The organism is Calothrix sp. NIES-2098, from assembly GCF_963875125.1.
Lineage (GTDB): Bacteria > Cyanobacteriota > Cyanobacteriia > Cyanobacteriales > Nostocaceae > Aulosira.
Map to the genome: position 1 here is coordinate 4,449,613 of NZ_CAWNKJ010000001.1, position 17,081 is coordinate 4,466,693.

General features: G+C 41.5%; 13 protein-coding genes and 1 pseudogene. 9 read left to right on the top strand and 5 right to left on the bottom strand.

The genetic code is table 11. The features are described from left to right. Positions 1-52: 52 nt before the first annotated feature. The 5 genes and pseudogenes from AACU33_RS18590 to AACU33_RS18610 all read left to right on the top strand — a co-directional run bounded on the left by AACU33_RS18590 (position 53) and on the right by AACU33_RS18610 (position 5,204). Entirely contained in the window at positions 53-1,900 is a 1,848-nt protein-coding gene (locus AACU33_RS18590) for a pectinesterase family protein (RefSeq protein WP_096590071.1), read from the top strand. 75 nt (positions 1,901-1,975) lie between these two features. After that, entirely contained in the window at positions 1,976-2,470 is a 495-nt protein-coding gene (gene bcp / locus AACU33_RS18595; protein WP_096590072.1) for a thioredoxin-dependent thiol peroxidase, read from the top strand. Between the two features lie 25 nt (positions 2,471-2,495). Continuing rightward, positions 2,496-3,158, top strand: a complete 663-nt coding sequence (locus tag AACU33_RS18600) for a type I restriction endonuclease (RefSeq protein WP_096590073.1) — start codon at positions 2,496-2,498, stop codon at positions 3,156-3,158. 250 nt (positions 3,159-3,408) lie between these two features. Beyond that, positions 3,409-4,034: pseudogene (locus AACU33_RS18605) on the top strand (type I restriction endonuclease). A gap of 3 nt (positions 4,035-4,037) precedes the next feature. After that, complete coding sequence (locus tag AACU33_RS18610) at positions 4,038-5,204, top strand: cysteine desulfurase family protein (protein WP_096590074.1); 1,167 nt, start codon at positions 4,038-4,040, stop codon at positions 5,202-5,204. Positions 5,205-5,300: 96 nt separating this feature from the next. Here AACU33_RS18610 and AACU33_RS18615 read toward each other — a convergent pair whose 3' ends face one another. From AACU33_RS18615 to lepA, 5 genes are all read right to left on the bottom strand, one after another. Then, a complete protein-coding gene (locus tag AACU33_RS18615) occupies positions 5,301-6,356 on the bottom strand; it encodes a cyanophycinase (protein WP_339376129.1) in 1,056 nt (351 codons plus the stop codon). A 149-nt stretch (positions 6,357-6,505) separates the two neighbouring features. After that, a complete protein-coding gene (locus AACU33_RS18620; RefSeq protein WP_096590077.1) occupies positions 6,506-7,696 on the bottom strand; it encodes a glycosyltransferase family 4 protein in 1,191 nt (396 codons plus the stop codon). A gap of 339 nt (positions 7,697-8,035) precedes the next feature. Further along, positions 8,036-8,602: an IS630 family transposase gene (locus AACU33_RS18625; RefSeq protein WP_096588143.1), complete on the bottom strand. Its 567-nt coding sequence runs from the start codon at positions 8,600-8,602 to the stop codon at positions 8,036-8,038. Positions 8,603-8,607: 5 nt separating this feature from the next. After that, positions 8,608-9,108: a helix-turn-helix domain-containing protein gene (locus tag AACU33_RS18630; RefSeq protein ID WP_096588144.1), complete on the bottom strand. Its 501-nt coding sequence runs from the start codon at positions 9,106-9,108 to the stop codon at positions 8,608-8,610. A 189-nt stretch (positions 9,109-9,297) separates the two neighbouring features. Beyond that, on the bottom strand, positions 9,298-11,109 hold the full coding sequence (gene lepA, locus AACU33_RS18635) for a translation elongation factor 4 (RefSeq protein ID WP_096590078.1): 1,812 nt from the start codon (positions 11,107-11,109) through the stop codon (positions 9,298-9,300). Positions 11,110-11,587: 478 nt separating this feature from the next. Here lepA and AACU33_RS18640 point away from each other — a divergent pair, with 478 nt between their 5' ends. The 4 genes from AACU33_RS18640 to AACU33_RS18655 all read left to right on the top strand — a co-directional run bounded on the left by AACU33_RS18640 (position 11,588) and on the right by AACU33_RS18655 (position 16,883). Further along, entirely contained in the window at positions 11,588-11,824 is a 237-nt protein-coding gene (locus tag AACU33_RS18640) for a hypothetical protein (RefSeq protein WP_096590079.1), read from the top strand. A gap of 170 nt (positions 11,825-11,994) precedes the next feature. Next, positions 11,995-13,755 carry an ATP-binding protein gene (locus AACU33_RS18645; protein WP_096590080.1) on the top strand — a complete coding sequence of 587 codons (1,761 nt, stop codon included), beginning with the start codon at positions 11,995-11,997 and terminating at the stop codon, positions 13,753-13,755. Positions 13,756-14,136: 381 nt separating this feature from the next. Continuing rightward, entirely contained in the window at positions 14,137-14,367 is a 231-nt protein-coding gene (locus AACU33_RS18650; RefSeq protein WP_096590081.1) for a NifU family protein, read from the top strand. Positions 14,368-14,648: 281 nt separating this feature from the next. After that, entirely contained in the window at positions 14,649-16,883 is a 2,235-nt protein-coding gene (locus AACU33_RS18655; protein ID WP_096595296.1) for a glycoside hydrolase, read from the top strand. Positions 16,884-17,081: the final 198 nt, after the last annotated feature.

A 17,081-nucleotide genomic window follows, 5' to 3' on the forward strand; every position in this document is an offset into this window, starting at 1 on the left:
ATCAAAGCGATAACGGTAAACTAGCAGATAAAACTGTTACTTTGCTGACGCGATGAGCTTCTGCATCAATCCCCAATGCACAAACCCGCAAAATAGCGATGATGAACTATTTTGTATTAGTTGCGGCTCAGAACTACTACTACAAGGCCGTTATCGGGTCGTGCGTAAATTAGGTGGTGGTGGCTTTGCAGTAACTTTTGAGGCCATAGAAGTCCGGACTAACACGCCCAAAGTTCTGAAAGTGTTAACTAACAACCATCCAAAAGCAGTCGAATTATTTCAGCAAGAAGCAGAAGTTTTAAGCAAGCTTCATCATCCTGGTATTCCCCAAGTTGAGCGCGATGCTTACTTTGTGTATTTTCCCAGAAATAGCCAAAACCCAATCCATTGTTTTGTCATGGAAAAAATTGTGGGTATGGATTTGCAGAAATATATGGAAAATCGGGAGATGCGACCGATTGACCAAAATTTGGCTATTGCATGGCTGAGAGAATTAGTGCTTATTCTGGATCGGGTACACAACCAAAACTTTTTCCATAGGGATATCAAACCACCAAATATCATGCTAAGGTCAAATTCTGGCGAACTAGCATTGATTGACTTTGGTACAGCCAGGGAACTTACACAAACTTATTATTTTGCTCAGGCTCAAGGTCAGGTGACAGGAATTATGTCTGCTGGTTACACGCCAACAGAACAAATGAACGGTAAAGCTGTCCTGCAATCAGATTTTTTTGCCTTAGGACGCACATTTGTATATTTACTAACAGGGAAACAACCTAACGATCCAGAAGTTTATAATTCTTACACTAATGAGATGGGTTGGCGGAGTTATGCTCCTCATATTTCACCTCTGCTAGCAGATTTAATTGACCAGATGATGGCACAGATACCCAGCCAGCGACCAGCCAATACTCAAGAGATTTTACAACGTTTAACAGATATAGAGCGAAGTTTACAACCTCCTCCTCCACCGCCACCACCACCAAAATTGCCAAGGCGGCGTTTAATTCAAATGCTGGGCTTTGGTAGTATTGGGCTAGCTGTTCCATTGCTATCATATACATTTCTTTTTAAGGATAAATCTACTCTCACTGTCTCCAGTAGTGGATCTGGTGACTATAAAACTATTAGTGAAGCGATTAAAAATGCCCAACCTAATACGCGCATTCTTGTACGTCCAGGTCTTTACCAAGAAAGTATAATTATCAACAAACCACTAAAGATTATTGGTGATGGGCCTGTAACTAGCATCATCATCGAAAATAGCAACTCAAATTGCCTTGTTATGCAAACAGACCAAGCCGAAGTTCGAGGTTTAACTTTGCGTGGTTTTGCAGGACAGACGCAAAACAAATTTTTTACTGTAGACATTCCTCAAGGACAGCTAGTGTTAGCTGAGTGCGATATCACTTCCGATTCGCTTTCTTGCGTCAGCGTTCAAGGTGCTACAGCTAACCCGATTATCCAAAAATGCACAATCCACAATGGCGAACAGGCTGGAATCTTTTTCCAAAATAACAGTCGTGGCACAGTAGAAGATTGTGATATTTTCGGCAATGGTTTATCAGGTATAGCAATTAGAGAAAATAGCAACCCCATTATTCAACGGTGCAAACTCCACGATGGTAAACAAGGCGGCGTTCTTGTTTATGAGAAGGGACAGGGAACAGTGGAAGATTGCGAGATATTCGGACATTCTTTATCAGGGGTAGAAATTAGAACAAATGGTAACGCTATAATTCGGCGGTGCAAAATTAATCAAAATAAAGGGCGTGCCATTTATGTACACGATAATGGTTTGGGTACGGTGGAAAACTGCGATTTAACCGGCAATGCTCTCGGTGCTTTTAATATTGATGCTAGTTCTCAGGTTGTGCGTAGTGGGAACACAGAATAGTCTCACACAGAGCAGAGAGTTTGGTGGGAGTGACAAATATCGGTAAAATTCTAAAGCGATCGCTATTCCCCAAATATGAGCAACATTCTTCAAGTCGGACAACTAGCCCCTGATTTCTCGATTCCTGACCAACATGAAAGTCCCGTCAGTCTAAGCGATTTTAGCGGTCAATGGGTTGTCCTTTATTTCTACCCCAAAGACGACACGCCAGGTTGTACTACTGAAGCTAAAGATTTTAGTGAATTAAATAAAGATTTCAGCGCCCTAGGAGCGAAAATCTTAGGTGTGAGTCCAGATTCTGGGAAGTCTCATTGTAAATTTATCAGCAAACATAACTTAACAATTACCCTCCTAAGCGACCCAGAACATGAGTTAGCTGAAACTTACGGTGTTTGGCAATTGAAAAAGTTTATGGGTAAGGAATACATGGGTGTTGTTCGCTCAACTTTCCTCATCGATGCTGAGGGACACATTGCTTATACCTGGACTAATGTCAAAGTTAAAAGTCATGCTCAACAAGTTTTAACTAAATTGCAAGAATTAGCAGCTATCTTAAGTTCTTCATCCTAGAATGAAGAAGAGGTTGCAATAATCTATGGTTCAAATTATTCAAGGGCAAAATGTCACTCTCGCATATTTAAAAGAAAACTTTGCTCTTAAGAAAGCTGATGATGAGCAATTTTTTACAGAGTGGTTTGAAAATTTACCTGGAATAACAGAATTAGAAAAGCAATATTTAGATAGAGTTAAAACTAACTATCTCAGCTTACTTGAAAATGCTCCTCTTTTGGAAGAGGCAGTCAAATTAGTAGTATTGTCTCCCTTACTAGATTTAGCTGGTTTTTATCGCCCTCCTTTTTATATCGCTACAGAAGAAAGTATAGAAATTAGCGAAGATTTAATTATAGGTAATGCAGATAAGAAAGCAGAAGAAAAAGAAATTATCAAAGGTAAAATTGATGTACTAGTTATCCAAAATAAGTTGTGGTTAGTAGTAATCGAATCAAAAAGGTCTGCTTTTTCCTTAAATAAGGCAATTCCTCAAGCGCTTACTTATATGCTAGCTACTCCTAACCCCGATAGGCCTGTATATTCATTAGTGCTGAATGGCGAAGATTTTCAATTTATAAAACTCATCCAAAAAACTCAGCCAATTTATGCTTTATCTGATAGATTCAGTTTATATAGAAGCGAAAATGAATTATATATAGTTTTGAATATTTTGAAAAAAATCGGACAAGCTATAAATTCTCTTTAAGAAATGTTTGTAATATTTGGCTCTGTTCTATACCAGTAAGCTTGGCAAAACATTATCTGGTTCCTCTATAATTAAGCTAAATTTTTCTCTAACTTGAGAAAGAGTAAATTCCCTGTATGCCATTGCACTAGACTATTCTCAATGAATTGAATTATTTCGCTAATTAAAATAGTGTGGCTTTCTGTAAATGCATAAAGATTGCAAAAAATACAAGCTTTAAAATGGTAATATCACCTTTATTATATCAATTATGGTTCAAGTCATCCAAGCTCAAAACATCGGTCTTGCCTATTTAGAAGAAAAATTTGGTCTAAGACAGTCTGAACGTGAAGATTTTTTCCGGAATGGGTTGATCCTTTACCAGAAATCACAGATTTAGAAAAGCAATATCTAGATAGAGTTAAAACTAATTTTTTAAGATTAGTGAAGCGTCCACCAATCTTAGAAAATGCCGTAAAAATGATAGTATTATCTCCTTTATTAGATTTAGCTGGATTTTATCGCGAGCCATTTTTACTGGCTACAGAAGAATCTATAGAAATTGCCATAGAGGATGAAGGAGAAGTAATTAGAGGTAGAATTGATGTTTTAGTTATTCAAGAACAATTTTGGTTGTTAGTTATTGAAGCTAAAAGGGCTGCTTTTGCACTTTTAGAAGCCATAACTCAAGCCGTAGCTTATATGCTAGCTAATCCTCATCAAGAAAAACCTGTATTTGGATTAGTAATGAACGGTAGTGATTTTATATTCTTGAAACTTATACAAGAAAATCATCCAGAATATGCTTTTTCTGACCAATTTACACTACTAAAGCGAGAAAATGAATTATATCAAGTTCTCGGAGTGTTAAAAAAATTAAGTCAAGTGTTAAGTTAACTTATGTCTATTCGCCCTATCTACCTAGATTGCCATGCGACGACACCAGTCGATGAAAGAGTATTAGCAGCCATGCTACCTTACTTTACAGAAAAGTTTGGCAATCCATCGAGTATTAGTCATGTTTACGGTTGGGAAGCAGAAGCAGCTGTTAAACAAACACGAGAAATTTTAGCAGCAGCAATTAACGCTACACCAGAAGAAATTGTTTTTACCAGTGGTGCAACAGAAGCGAATAATCTAGCGATTAAAGGTGTAGCAGAAGCTTATTTTCAAAAAGGACAGCATATTATTACAGTGGCTACAGAACATAAAGCTGTTCTCGACCCTTGTGCATATTTAAAAACTTTGGGTTTTGAAATTACTATTCTCCCAGTTAAAAAAGATGGGTTAATTGATTTAACTGAGTTAGAACAAGCTTTGCGTCCAGAGACAATTTTGGTATCGGTAATGGCTGCAAATAACGAAATTGGAGTATTGCAGCCTTTAGCAGAAATTGGAGAATTGTGCCGCGATCTCAATATCATTTTCCACACCGATGCTGCCCAAGCTATTGGTAAAATTCCCTTAGATGTGCAGGCACAGAAAATTGATTTACTTTCACTTACCGCGCATAAAGTATACGGCCCCAAAGGTATCGGTGCGCTATACGTTCGTAGACGCAACCCCAGAGTACAGTTAGTTCCCCAGCAGCACGGCGGCGGACACGAACGGGGAATGCGTTCGGGTACTTTATACACACCGCAAATCGTCGGGTTTGGCAAAGCTGTAGAAATTGCTTTAGCAGAGCAAGCGACAGAAAACCAACGCCTGACAGAACTCAGACAAAAACTCTGGGAACAGCTTTCAGTAGTAGCAGGAATTCATCTCAACGGACATCCTACCCAACGGTTAGCGGGAAACCTGAATATCAGTGTTGAAGGCGTAGATGGGGCTGCACTTGGTTTAGGATTACAGTCAGTAATGGCTGTTTCTTCTGGTTCTGCTTGTACTTCAGCCAACACAGCACCCTCCCATGTTCTCACCGCCTTGGGACGCTCACAACAGCTAGCCTATGCATCAGTGCGCTTTGGCATTGGACGCTTCAATACTCCAGAGGAGATTGATATTGTAGCAAAACACGCGATCGCTACGATTCAAAGTTTACGCAAGCAGACAACTTTGGTGTAAAGAGGCAGGGAATTGGGGGAGTGTGGGAAGTGTGGGGAGAGAGGGGAGAGAGGAGAAAATATAAAAAAGCTTCCCTCTTCTCCTAATGCCCTAATCCTAATATGGATCTGAACTAAATCTTCCCCGTTTCACACTTCTAAGATAATAACCCCGTGTGGGAAGATTTTTCAGGTTGAAGGTATCTCCACGCGGAACTCGCCAAATTTTGTAGTCGTTATATGTTAAAGGCGTGCGGGGTTTACATACCTCTGGCGGATGGTCTCCCAAGACAAAATACGCTGCACCCCTCCCCATCACTTTCGCCATACCGTGTTTATCCACAAGTACAGATGTTTCCTCGCTAATGGCTATCCCTAAAGCACGTTTGGATATGCCATCTTGAATTTGACGCGCAATAAAAGCCATAATGCGACCCATTCTTTTACGCCTGTCGAAGTGGGTGTCTACAATGGTTCCCTGAAGATACTTCCATTGGAAAAAGTTGTAGGTAAAAGTGATGTCTTTGTAGGGGTCTTCGAGTGCGTCTCTGGTTTCAATTCCTTCTTCCGAAGAAGCGCAAGCATCGTAGACGAATTCGCTAAGAATCATTGCACCCGCACTAGTACCACCAATGCCACCACCTCTGGCGTAAACTGATTGAACAGCAGCCTCTAGCTTAGTATCTTTCCAATTGCGGATGTATTGGCATTGGTCGCCGCCAGCAAAAAAGATTACATCTGCATTTCGGACTTTATTGATAATCTCTGCTTTGTTAGCATCTTGTCTATTGCTAACAATTAGAGTTTCCACAGATTTAACGCCTTTCATCTCACGAATAACCCGATTGTAATCATGGTTGCCATAAGTACGAATGACTACAACATTGACTGTAGTGGCGCAGTCAGTACAACCTCTCACCTGGTTAATCAACCACTGGATAGCGTTCTCTACATCAGGGCCGCCTCCACCCAAACTTAGAACAGGGCCAGCTAAGGAAGGTAAGGATGGTAAAGGCGGTAAGGGTGTTAAAGGAGAATGGACATCCTCGGTTATGTCCTGAAAGTAACTTCTCAAGTTTGCTGTAATATGGGTTATGAAGGAGGTTCCCATCTTCAGCAACATGGTTCCTACACTCTTCAACCACTTTGCTATATTTGGAAAGGCCTTGGTCATACTAACCTTCTGGTGCAAACTGCAATTATTGCTTACTTTCTCACCAGAAGGGGTGTAATTCCCAGCGTACAAGGCTTGTACTGTTTTTTCATGCCGAAAATGCAGAGTAATCTTTTATTCTCTGCTGCTTTCTCCATTGCTTGTGCAATTTAAAACCAATCTATGCGCGATCGCTCTTGCACAACTCGCTGATATACTGCTTCTGTTTGCAGGGCTAATTTTTGCCAACAAAAGCGTCGCCCTAAATCTTCATAAGCATTATCAATCAACCATTGGCGATAACCGGGATTCTTTAAAACCTCCAAAATTCCCCAAGCAATCGAATCAGAATTGTTCACCCAGGTGACAATGCCTGTTTTAGTATGTTGCACTACTTCAGGAAATCCACCTGTATCAGATACTACAACAGGAACGCGAGAGGCAAAGCTTTCTAACGCAACAATACCAAAGGGTTCGTAAAGACTGGGGAAAACCGCACAGTCAGCTACAGTCTGAAATTTATCTAAGTATTCGTCAGAAAGAAAACCTGTAAAATAGCATTTATGCCAAATTCCTAAATCCCAAGCCTGACGCTTGAGATGGTCGGTATTACCGCCACCAACAATCACAAATTTGACATTACCGTCCATTTCCCACAGAACCTTGGGTGCAGCATTGAGTAATAAAGGTACACCCTTTTCGTAGGTCATGCGCCCAACATAGTAGACAATTTTTTCATGATCTTCAGCAAATTGGCGGCGAAAAGCTGGAGCATGAAAATCTTCATGGTGCTGTTTCTTTTCTGGCCGAATACCGTTAAAGATCACATCAATTTTGTCCCAAGGGCTGTTTAATGCTCGTTCTACTTCCCGACGCATATATTCGCTACACACGATAATTCGCCAAGCATTGAAAGCGAGCAAGTTTTCTTTACCACTAATATAGTGTTGAGTATCTGTATGAATGCCGTTATAGCGTCCGTATTCAGTAGCGTGAATTGTCGCAATTAAAGGTACTTTAAAAGTATGCTTTAAAGCGATCGCTGCATCACCAACTAACCAATCATGAGCATGGATTAAATCAAACGGCCCTTCTTCTAGCATCAGCTTACCGCCATGATGACCCATGCTGTCATTCAAGTTAACTATCCAGTGAAAAAAGTCTCTACTAGCCGCTACTGGAACTCGATGTACGTGAACTCCCTCTACTAATTCATACATTGATGCGTGGCCATGTTCCACAGTAATCAAGTGGATTTCATGTCCTAGTTTCACCAATTCTGGATATAACTCTGCTACATGACGCGCAATACCTCCAACTATCCTTGGCGGAAACTCCCAACTCAATACCAGTATCTTCATTTACTAGACTCCCCGATGCTTTATAAATAGCAAAAAAACTGTATTTATCTAAAAGTACAAGTGTGACAATTACAGTGAGTATATATACTAAAAATGTCAAATATCTTAACAGTTTTCTGATTAATACTCTTCAATTGTAAAAATTAGCAAAGCAAAATTTTCATAGTTAAGCTAATTTACATTCAATGACTTGAAATAATACAGCAAGTTTACATAAATGCCTAAGAATACAAATCTCCATAAAATTAGTCAGCAAATCTTGATACTTTTTATGAAAGTTAACAGCAAGACAGAATTTTCAAAGTGCTTCAAATAACAAAATTTCCTGATTATACCAATTCACGAAAAATTTGATTCAAATAAAGCATCAAGAATAAAGTCCCAACCTGTAATAGAAGCAATGGTTGATGTGTTTAATTTCTCCAAACGCTTCCAGATAAATTGTCTTAATTCATCCAACGCTCCAAAACTTTCCCACGCCAAATATCTTTTAACTTCCTCCCACAATCGCTCAATTGGATTAACTTGCGGTGTATGTGGGGGTTGAAATAACAAAATTATATTTTCTGGTATCTGAAGATGTTGACTAAAATGAAAAGCACCATTGTCTAACTGAATAATATGTATATCTTGGGCATAATTAGCCGAGAATTTTTCTAGAAAAATCTGAAAACAAGCTGCATTTAAATGAGAGAATTCCCAAATAAAATTCTCACCAGTTAATGGTTCTACCAATCCATATAAATAAAAATTTTCTCGCTTCCATTGCATGATGCCAATAGGCTTAGTACCTTTTGTAGTAATTAATCTTCCTGCTTCTGTTTTCAGTCCTACGCGGCTTTCATCCTCACACCAATACCTAATTTTTCTTTGTCTATCTATTGGTGATATGACATATTTCTGAATTACGTCTAGGTATTGTGGGAGTTTTTTTTAAACTCTTCTTCCGCTTCTGGTTGGTGTTTAATGCCTACTGCACGCGGCACCTTTAGCTTCGCTTTCATTTGATAACGCACTGTATCATGTACTACTTTGTATGAAGCTTCTACACCCTCTACCGCTTTTAACCATGTTCGGATTTCTTCATAACTTTTAAATCCCTGGGGGTCTTCCAGTTCCTTTGAAAGCTGCTCTCGAACATCTGTGTTAATAATTGGTGGTCGTCCTGAACCTTTTTTTCTTGATACGAGACTAGTGATTCCTGACTCTGCATAAACTTTTAACCACCTTTGTACCGTCGCGCTTCCTCTGCCCAATACCACTGCTAAATCTTGTATTGTCTTTACCTGCTTTATCTTCAGTAAATACAACGCTTGAATCCGTTCTTTACCTAATGCTGTTTTTTGTTTTCTTAGCAGCTCATGTAATTCCTCGGCTGACTCCTTTATTTTTACTTTGGTGACTCCTGCCATAAACTTCTGCTCATATTTCTTCCTTAATTATCTTTATCATTTTTTTAGTGAAATGGTATTAGGTGGTGAATCAAAGACAAAGATTGGAGTTATTAACCAATTGAAAAACCCCATTACAACCAGGTTCGTCATATACTTACACCTGTTGGGAATGGGGAATGGGATTAGCTAATAACTCTTGACTCTTGACTAACTTTGATCCAAACGCAAAACAGCCATAAACGCTTCTTGCGGAACATCTACCGTACCGACAGATTTCATCCGCTTCTTACCTTTTGCTTGCTTTTGCAAAAGTTTCTTCTTCCGGCTGATGTCACCGCCGTAGCACTTGGCTAGTACGTCCTTACGCAAAGCGGGGATGTGTTCGCTGGCGATAACTTTACTACCAATAGCTGCTTGAATCGGTACTTTAAATTGATGGCGGGGAATAAGTTCTTTGAGTTTCTCTGCCATTGAGCGCCCCACGTTGTAAGCTTTATCGCGGTGGACAATCATCGCCAAAGAATCTACCGGATCGCCATTAATCATAATATCCAGCTTCACCAGCGGATTTTCGCGATAACCAATCAGGTGATATTCCATGCTGGCATAACCACGCGATCGCGATTTCATTTGATCAAAAAAGTCAGTGACGACTTCCGCTAAAGGAATCTCATATGTCAGTGTCGTCCGTCCTTGGGTGAGATATTTCATATCCTTGAAAATCCCCCGGCGGTTTTGCGACAACTCCATCAAAGTGCCAACGTAGGTTTCAGGTGTAATCATTTCTACCTGAACGTAAGGCTCCTCAATTTTTTCGCGCTCGTTAGGAGAGGGTAAATGGCTAGGATTATCGATATACAGTTCCTCACCTTTTAAAGTAGTTACCTTATAAACTACTGAAGGCGCTGTAATAATTAAATCTAAGTTGTATTCCCTTTCCAAGCGTTCTTGGACAATTTCCATGTGCAATAAACCCAAGAACCCACAACGGAAGCCAAAACCCATCGCGCTGGAAGTTTCTGGTTCGTAGTGTAAAGCAGCATCATTGAGTCTGAGCTTTTCTAGGGCTTCCCGTAAGTCTTCAAATTGGTCAGCATCGATGGGGAACATCCCACAAAACACCATTGGGTTGGCTTCTGTGTAACCGGGTAAAGGTTCTGCGGCTTTGGCGTTGGCGAGAGTAATAGTATCACCCACCCGCGCATCAGCTACAGCTTTAATAGCTGCTGCCAAATAACCCACTTCCCCAGCGTGGAGTTCGTCAACTTGCTTTTGGGTAGGAGAAAGAACCCCTAACTCGTCAATTTCATATTCTTTCTCAGAAGCCATTAAATAGATGCGATCGCCTTTTTTGAGACTACCATCCATCACCCGAAAGTAAACAATTACTCCTCGGTAGCTGTCGTAGTAGCTATCAAAAATTAACGCCCGCAAGCGCTGATCTACAGTATTGGGAGCTGGGGGTATGCGATCGACAATTGCCTCTAAAATCTCATCAATGCCAATCCCTTCTTTAGCTGAGGCTAAAATTGCACCGCTGCAATCTAAACCGATAATTTCTTCAATTTCGCTAATAACTCGATCTGGCTCTGCGCCTGGTAAGTCGATTTTATTCAACACCGGAATAATTTCTAAATTATGTTCCAGAGCCAAATACACATTAGCCAGAGTTTGAGCTTCTACGCCTTGGGAAGCATCTACAACTAGCAGCGCTCCTTCACAAGCAGCAAGAGAGCGCGACACTTCATAAGAGAAATCTACGTGTCCCGGCGTATCAATTAAATTCAGCACATACTGCTGACCATCTTTAGCAGTGTAATTCATCCGGGCAGCTTGCAGCTTAATGGTAATGCCGCGCTCCCGTTCCAGATCCATATTATCGAGAAACTGTTCCTTCATCTGCCGATCTTCAACAGTACCAGTAGCTTGGAGTAAGCGATCGGCTAGGGTTGATTTCCCGTGGTCAATGTGAGCAATAATACAAAAATTGCGAATGCGAACTGCGGGAACGTCAGTCATATACTATCTTTGCTGAAGAAGCAACCAAAATTATAAGAGCAATTTACTTAATGTATTTTAATGCTTTCTTAGCCAATGGTCTGTGGTCATTTGTCCAGAGTCGAAAGTCATTACTTATTTCTTTCTCGCCCTGCTCCCCCAGTCTCTAGGAAGAATCTAGATAAAGTCTATTGTTCGCTGCTCGTATTGATCGACCAGAAGCGTACAATAAATATGTATAAGTACATAGTGTAGAGATCGTGGGTAATTTCAGCCGTAATTGCCCGTAATAATTGATTTACTGACAAAAATTCAACAAAGCTACTGTATCGTGTCTTTTATGAAAATTGCCACTTACAAGCAGAAGCTGTTACTTTGGTAAGATTTCGGGGAACTATGTAACTATAAATTTTTGCATTTGTCAGTAAACTAATCCGAAATTCATAATAGTACTGCTTTACAAAGCTTTTGACACAACAATTTCAGAGTATATAAACCTATGAATATGAAAGAAAAAGCTACCGATGCGGAACACAGACAAGCCGATAAGGTAGAAATTGCTGTCCGCTTAGATTCTGAGTTAGTAGAGCAAATTCAGCATTTAACTAACGATCCAAGTAAAGTGATTGAAGTGGCGATTCGGCAATGGTTGCGGGGCGAAGTTCCTAGAGATGATGAACTGACACGTACCCCTGTACGCGCTCCGATTCCACCGCGAGGAGAATGGAACGATTGAATATAAATAAAATGTAAATCAAAAATCAAAAAATTGTAAAATTTGCCACTTTGGCTGAGATCATCACCAAAACTTTCAATAAAGACTCCAAAGCTGTAATAATTTATGCCACACTTTAAGCAGCTTTAGTAATAATGTTGTCGGCTGCTATTTGTCTATCCAACTCGATAATGACTATTACTGCCAATTCTCAATTGCCGAATTTATTCTCCCAGAATCGAAACTCTATTAATAATCACACTGATTACATGTCACCAACTCTAGGAGCTGAGTTGGTATATACACAAGATGAGTCAGGGCGTTACCTGACTTTTTGTTGGCAGCACAGTGAGCTTCTGGGGTTAAATCCTGACCAGATAATTGATGAGTTCAATGATGAGGCTACCTTTGAACCAGTAGATAAGGTTGCTTATTTGGAGAGGTTGCACCAGATTTTGACAAGTTTGGTGCCGGAAAAATTGCAGTGCTGGTTTAGTTATGGCCAGGAGTTGTTTGAATTGGAGTTGGTAATTACTCCGATTATGCCGCAATTGGGTAAAGCGGCTACCACTGTTTTAGTGATGGGACGCTTACTCCAAGCTAAAGTCAACATCAGCAAAGTAGATGTAATTACCAAAACACCTACACAGATAGAGTTGGCTTTACGCTCGCAGCAACACCAAAGACTGGTTAATCGAATTACCAAAAATATTCGCCGCAATCTCGATATAGACATTATTTGGCAGCAAACAGTTGATAGTTTGGGAAAAGTGCTGCGGCTAGAACGGTGTATTATTTGCCCCTATCAGCCTTCTAGCTCCAAAGTGCGCGTCATTGCAGAATATCATCAGCCAGAGTGCAAATCCCTACTGGGTGTAGACATAAATTTAGCTACTGAACCTGCATTTGCTCAAGCCGTGGCTACCTTAGAACCGATAGTCATGGAAGTACCGGGGTATAGTTTGTGTCCACACCAGAAAATTTTAGTGGTAGCTACATCCTATCAAGACCAAGCAAATGGATTGGTGGCATTGACTTTGCGGGATGAATGCTACCCACTAACAGATGCAGAAATCGAATTAGCCAAAGAGGTGGCCGATCAGCTGGGAACAGCGATCGCTCATGCTACTTTATACAAAGAATTAGAAGCAGCCCGTCAAAAAGCCGAAGATGCTTCCCGGCTCAAAAGTGAGTTTCTGGCCAATGTATCCCATGAAATTCGCACCCCCCTGAATGGCATGATTGGATTTTTGAAGCTGATTTTAGAGGGGATGGCAGACGATCCTGAAGAACAAAATCAGTTTCTGCAAGAGGCTCACCACTTATCGATTCATCTGTTGAATATCATCAACGATATCTTAGACATTGCCAAAATCGAAGCTGGCAAAATGGACTTAGATTGCACTCCGGTTCAATTAGCTGAGTTATTTAGTGATGTAGACAACTTCATGCGTCCCCAAGCCGAAATGAGAAACCTCAGCTTCCGGATGCAAATGCCTTCTACCTCAGATGAAATTATTGTTCAAGGGAACTACCAACGGCTGCTACAAGTAATGCTTAATCTGGTAGGTAATGCAATTAAATTTACTCAAGAAGGTGGCATTACTATCAGTGCCGATATCGCCCTCAAAAAGACAAAATTCCAAGACCAGGAATATCCAGGTATGGTGAGAGTACGGGTAGCAGACACAGGTATTGGTGTTTCTTTAGACAAACAAGACAAGCTATTTCAATTATTTTCTCAAGTTGATGGCTCTCGCACCCGCCAATATGGGGGTACAGGTTTGGGATTGGCAATATCCCAGAAGCTGGTAGAGGCAATGGGTGGTGAGGTACATTTTTATAGTCTAGGAGAAGGACTTGGCTCCACAGTGACATTTACAGTGCCTCTTTATCAACAACCACTAATCGTTTCCTCCAGTGACAACGATTTACAGAATGGCATCTGTTAGCCAATTATCTAATTTTTCTATTTATAAAATAGCTTTAACAATAGATTTGCTAATACAGACAAAAACTACAAAACAGTTTTAGTTACATTGTCAATCGCTTGCAGTGTTATGCACTTGGAATATTACTAAACAGTACAGCAAAGCTACACAATAAAGAAATATCATTCAATACAGCCTCTAGATTGAAAAATTTATGCTATGGCTGAAAGTCATCACAAATAGATAACTGGCTATCCACAGCTAACAACTAGCTGCAATTAGATCTAGGATCGTTTTAACAAAGCAAGAAAATAAAATTTTGGGAACGAGCTTTATAGTTGTGCTTTAGCTCCACTATAGACTGATGTCCCATTCCCTCCGTTAACTTACAGGTCTAAAACTATGGAACTTACCGTTGACAACGTAGAAACTGTGTTAGATGAAATGCGCCCTTACTTAATGTCTGATGGCGGCAACGTGGAACTAGTAGAACTGGATGGGCCTGTGGTCAAATTGCGCTTGCAAGGAGCCTGCGGTTCTTGTCCCAGCTCTACCATGACCTTAAGAATGGGTATTGAGCGCCGCTTGCGAGAAATGATTCCTGAAATTGCCGAAGTTGAGCAAGTTATCTAGGAACTAGGGAAGGGGACAAGGGAGTGTGGGGAGTGTGGGGAGTGTGGGGAGTTTTCTTCCCCATCTCCTCATTTTCCCCCGGTTGGTGAGTTTCGACTCCGCTCAATTACCGCGAAGTCGAAGCACTCCCCGATCTCTTCTCCATGCCCAATGACGGCAGTTGCTACAACGCGGGAAACCCCAACGGACACTTGCTTCAAGTCGGCAGAGCCGCCCAACGCAGTGTCCTCCGCAACGCACTGCCTCCCCCATGCCCATTGCCCATTACCTCCTCATTCCCTATGACCCAACCTCTGTACGTCGCCTTTATCTGGCATCAACATCAGCCGCTGTACAAATCTCCTGGCAGCGGCGTTTCGTTATCTTCCAGCCAACAGTACCGCTTACCTTGGGTCAGGTTGCATGGCACCAAGGATTATCTGGATTTGGTGTTACTTCTAGAGAGGTATCCTAAGTTACACCAAACGGTGAATTTGGTTCCCTCTCTGATATTGCAACTGGAAGATTACATTGCGGGTACGGCTTTCGATCCCTATCTCACAGCCAGTTTGACACCAGTTGAGCAACTGACTCAGCAACAGCGAGAATTTATTGTTCAACACTTTTTTGATGCCAATCACCACACTCTGATTGATCCTCATCCCCGCTATGGGCAGTTGTATCATCAAAGACAGGAACAAGGTCAAGCTTGGTGTTTAGAGAATTGGCAGCTGCAAGATTACAGCGATTTACTAGCTTGGCACAATTTAGCGTGGATCGATCCGCTGTTTTGGGATGACCCAGAAATTGCTGGTTGGTTAAAGCAAGGTCGAAATTTTACTTTAAGCGATCGCCAGCGCATTTATTCTAAGCAAAGGGAAATTATCGGTCGCATTATTCCTCAACACCGGAAAATGCAAGCGGCTGGGCAGCTAGAAGTCACAACAACGCCCTACACTCACCCAATTTTGCCTTTACTCGCTGATACTAATTCCGGTCGCGTAGCTGTACCGCAGATGAATTTGCCACAACGACGCTTTCAGTGGGCAGAAGACATTCCCCGCCATTTACGCAAAGCTTGGGAATTATATACAGACCGCTTTGGGCAAGAACCCCGTGGTTTATGGCCTTCCGAACAGTCCGTTAGTCCAGAAATATTACCGTATATTATTAAACAAGGTTTTAAGTGGATTTGCTCGGATGAGGCTGTTTTGGGATGGACACTAAAACACTTTTTCCATCGCGATGGGGCGGGAAATGTGGAGGAACCAGAATTACTATACCGACCCTATCGCCTAGAAACCCCAGCAGGTGATTTAGCAATTGTCTTCCGCGATCACAGATTATCAGATTTGATTGGCTTTACTTATGGGGCAATGCCAGCCAAACAGGCAGCCGCAAACTTAGTCGGACACCTGCAAGCGATCGCTAAAATGCAAAAAGACAGGCATAGCGACCAGCCGTGGTTAGTTACCATTGCCTTAGATGGCGAAAACTGCTGGGAATTTTATCCCCAAGACGGCAAACCCTTCCTAGAAGCCTTATATCAAAGCCTCAGCAACGAACCTCACCTCAAACTCGTCACCGTCTCCGAATTCCTCGAACAATTTCCCGCCACAGTGACTATCCCCGGAGAACAACTGCATAGCGGTTCTTGGGTAGATGGTAGCTTTACTACCTGGATTGGCGACCCTGCCAAAAACCGTGCTTGGGACTACCTCACACAAGCCAGGGAAACTCTCGCCAGTCACCCAGAAGCTACAGAAGAAAATAACCCAGAAGCATGGGAAGCTTTGTACGCCGCCGAAGGTTCCGACTGGTTTTGGTGGTTTGGTGAAGGACATTCCTCAAATCAAGATGCAATTTTTGACCAGTTATTTCGGGAACATCTCTACGGTATTTACAAAGCGTTAAATGAACCTGTACCGCCCTATCTCAGACAACCAGTAGAAGCCCATACAGCGCGGGCAGACCATACGCCACAAGGATTTATTCATCCTGTCATCGATGGTAAGGGTGATGAACAAGATTGGGACAAAGCTGGACGCATCGAAATCGGCGGCGCACGGGGAACAATGCACAGCAGCAGTCCCATCCAGCGACTTTGGTATGGGGTAGACCACCTAAATTTTTATTTGCGGATGGACTTGAAAAGCGGCGTTGTCCCAGGGCGAGGTTTTCCCACAGAGTTGAATTTGCTCTGGTTCTATCCCGATAAAACCATGCACAATAGTCCAATTCCTTTGGCGGATGTGCCAGATATTGCACCAGTTAATTATCTGTTTCACCACCATTTGGAGATTAACTTACTCACGCAATCGATTCAGTTTCGAGAAGCAGCAGAACATTTTCAATGGCATCCCCGGTTTAGTCGCGCTCAAGTAGCTTTTAATACCTGTTTAGAAGTGGCAGTCCCGTGGGCAGATTTACAAGTGCCACCAGATTACCCCCTGCGGCTGATTTTTGTCTTGTCAGATGACGGGCAATTCTCTAGCTATCTGCCAGAAAATGCTTTAATTCCAATTGAGGTTCCTTAATTGGCATCAATTAGAAAATCCCCGGACTGAATAAGGACGCGCTCTAATTTATTCGCACCGTCTGGGGATTCTACTGACACAGTATATCAAGCTAGTTCAGCAAGAAAAGCCAAAATATGCTCGTTCTTATGCATTATCAATTGAACGAGATCCAGAATTTCAAAAGGTATTAAGTGTTTTAAAACGCATTGGTCAATT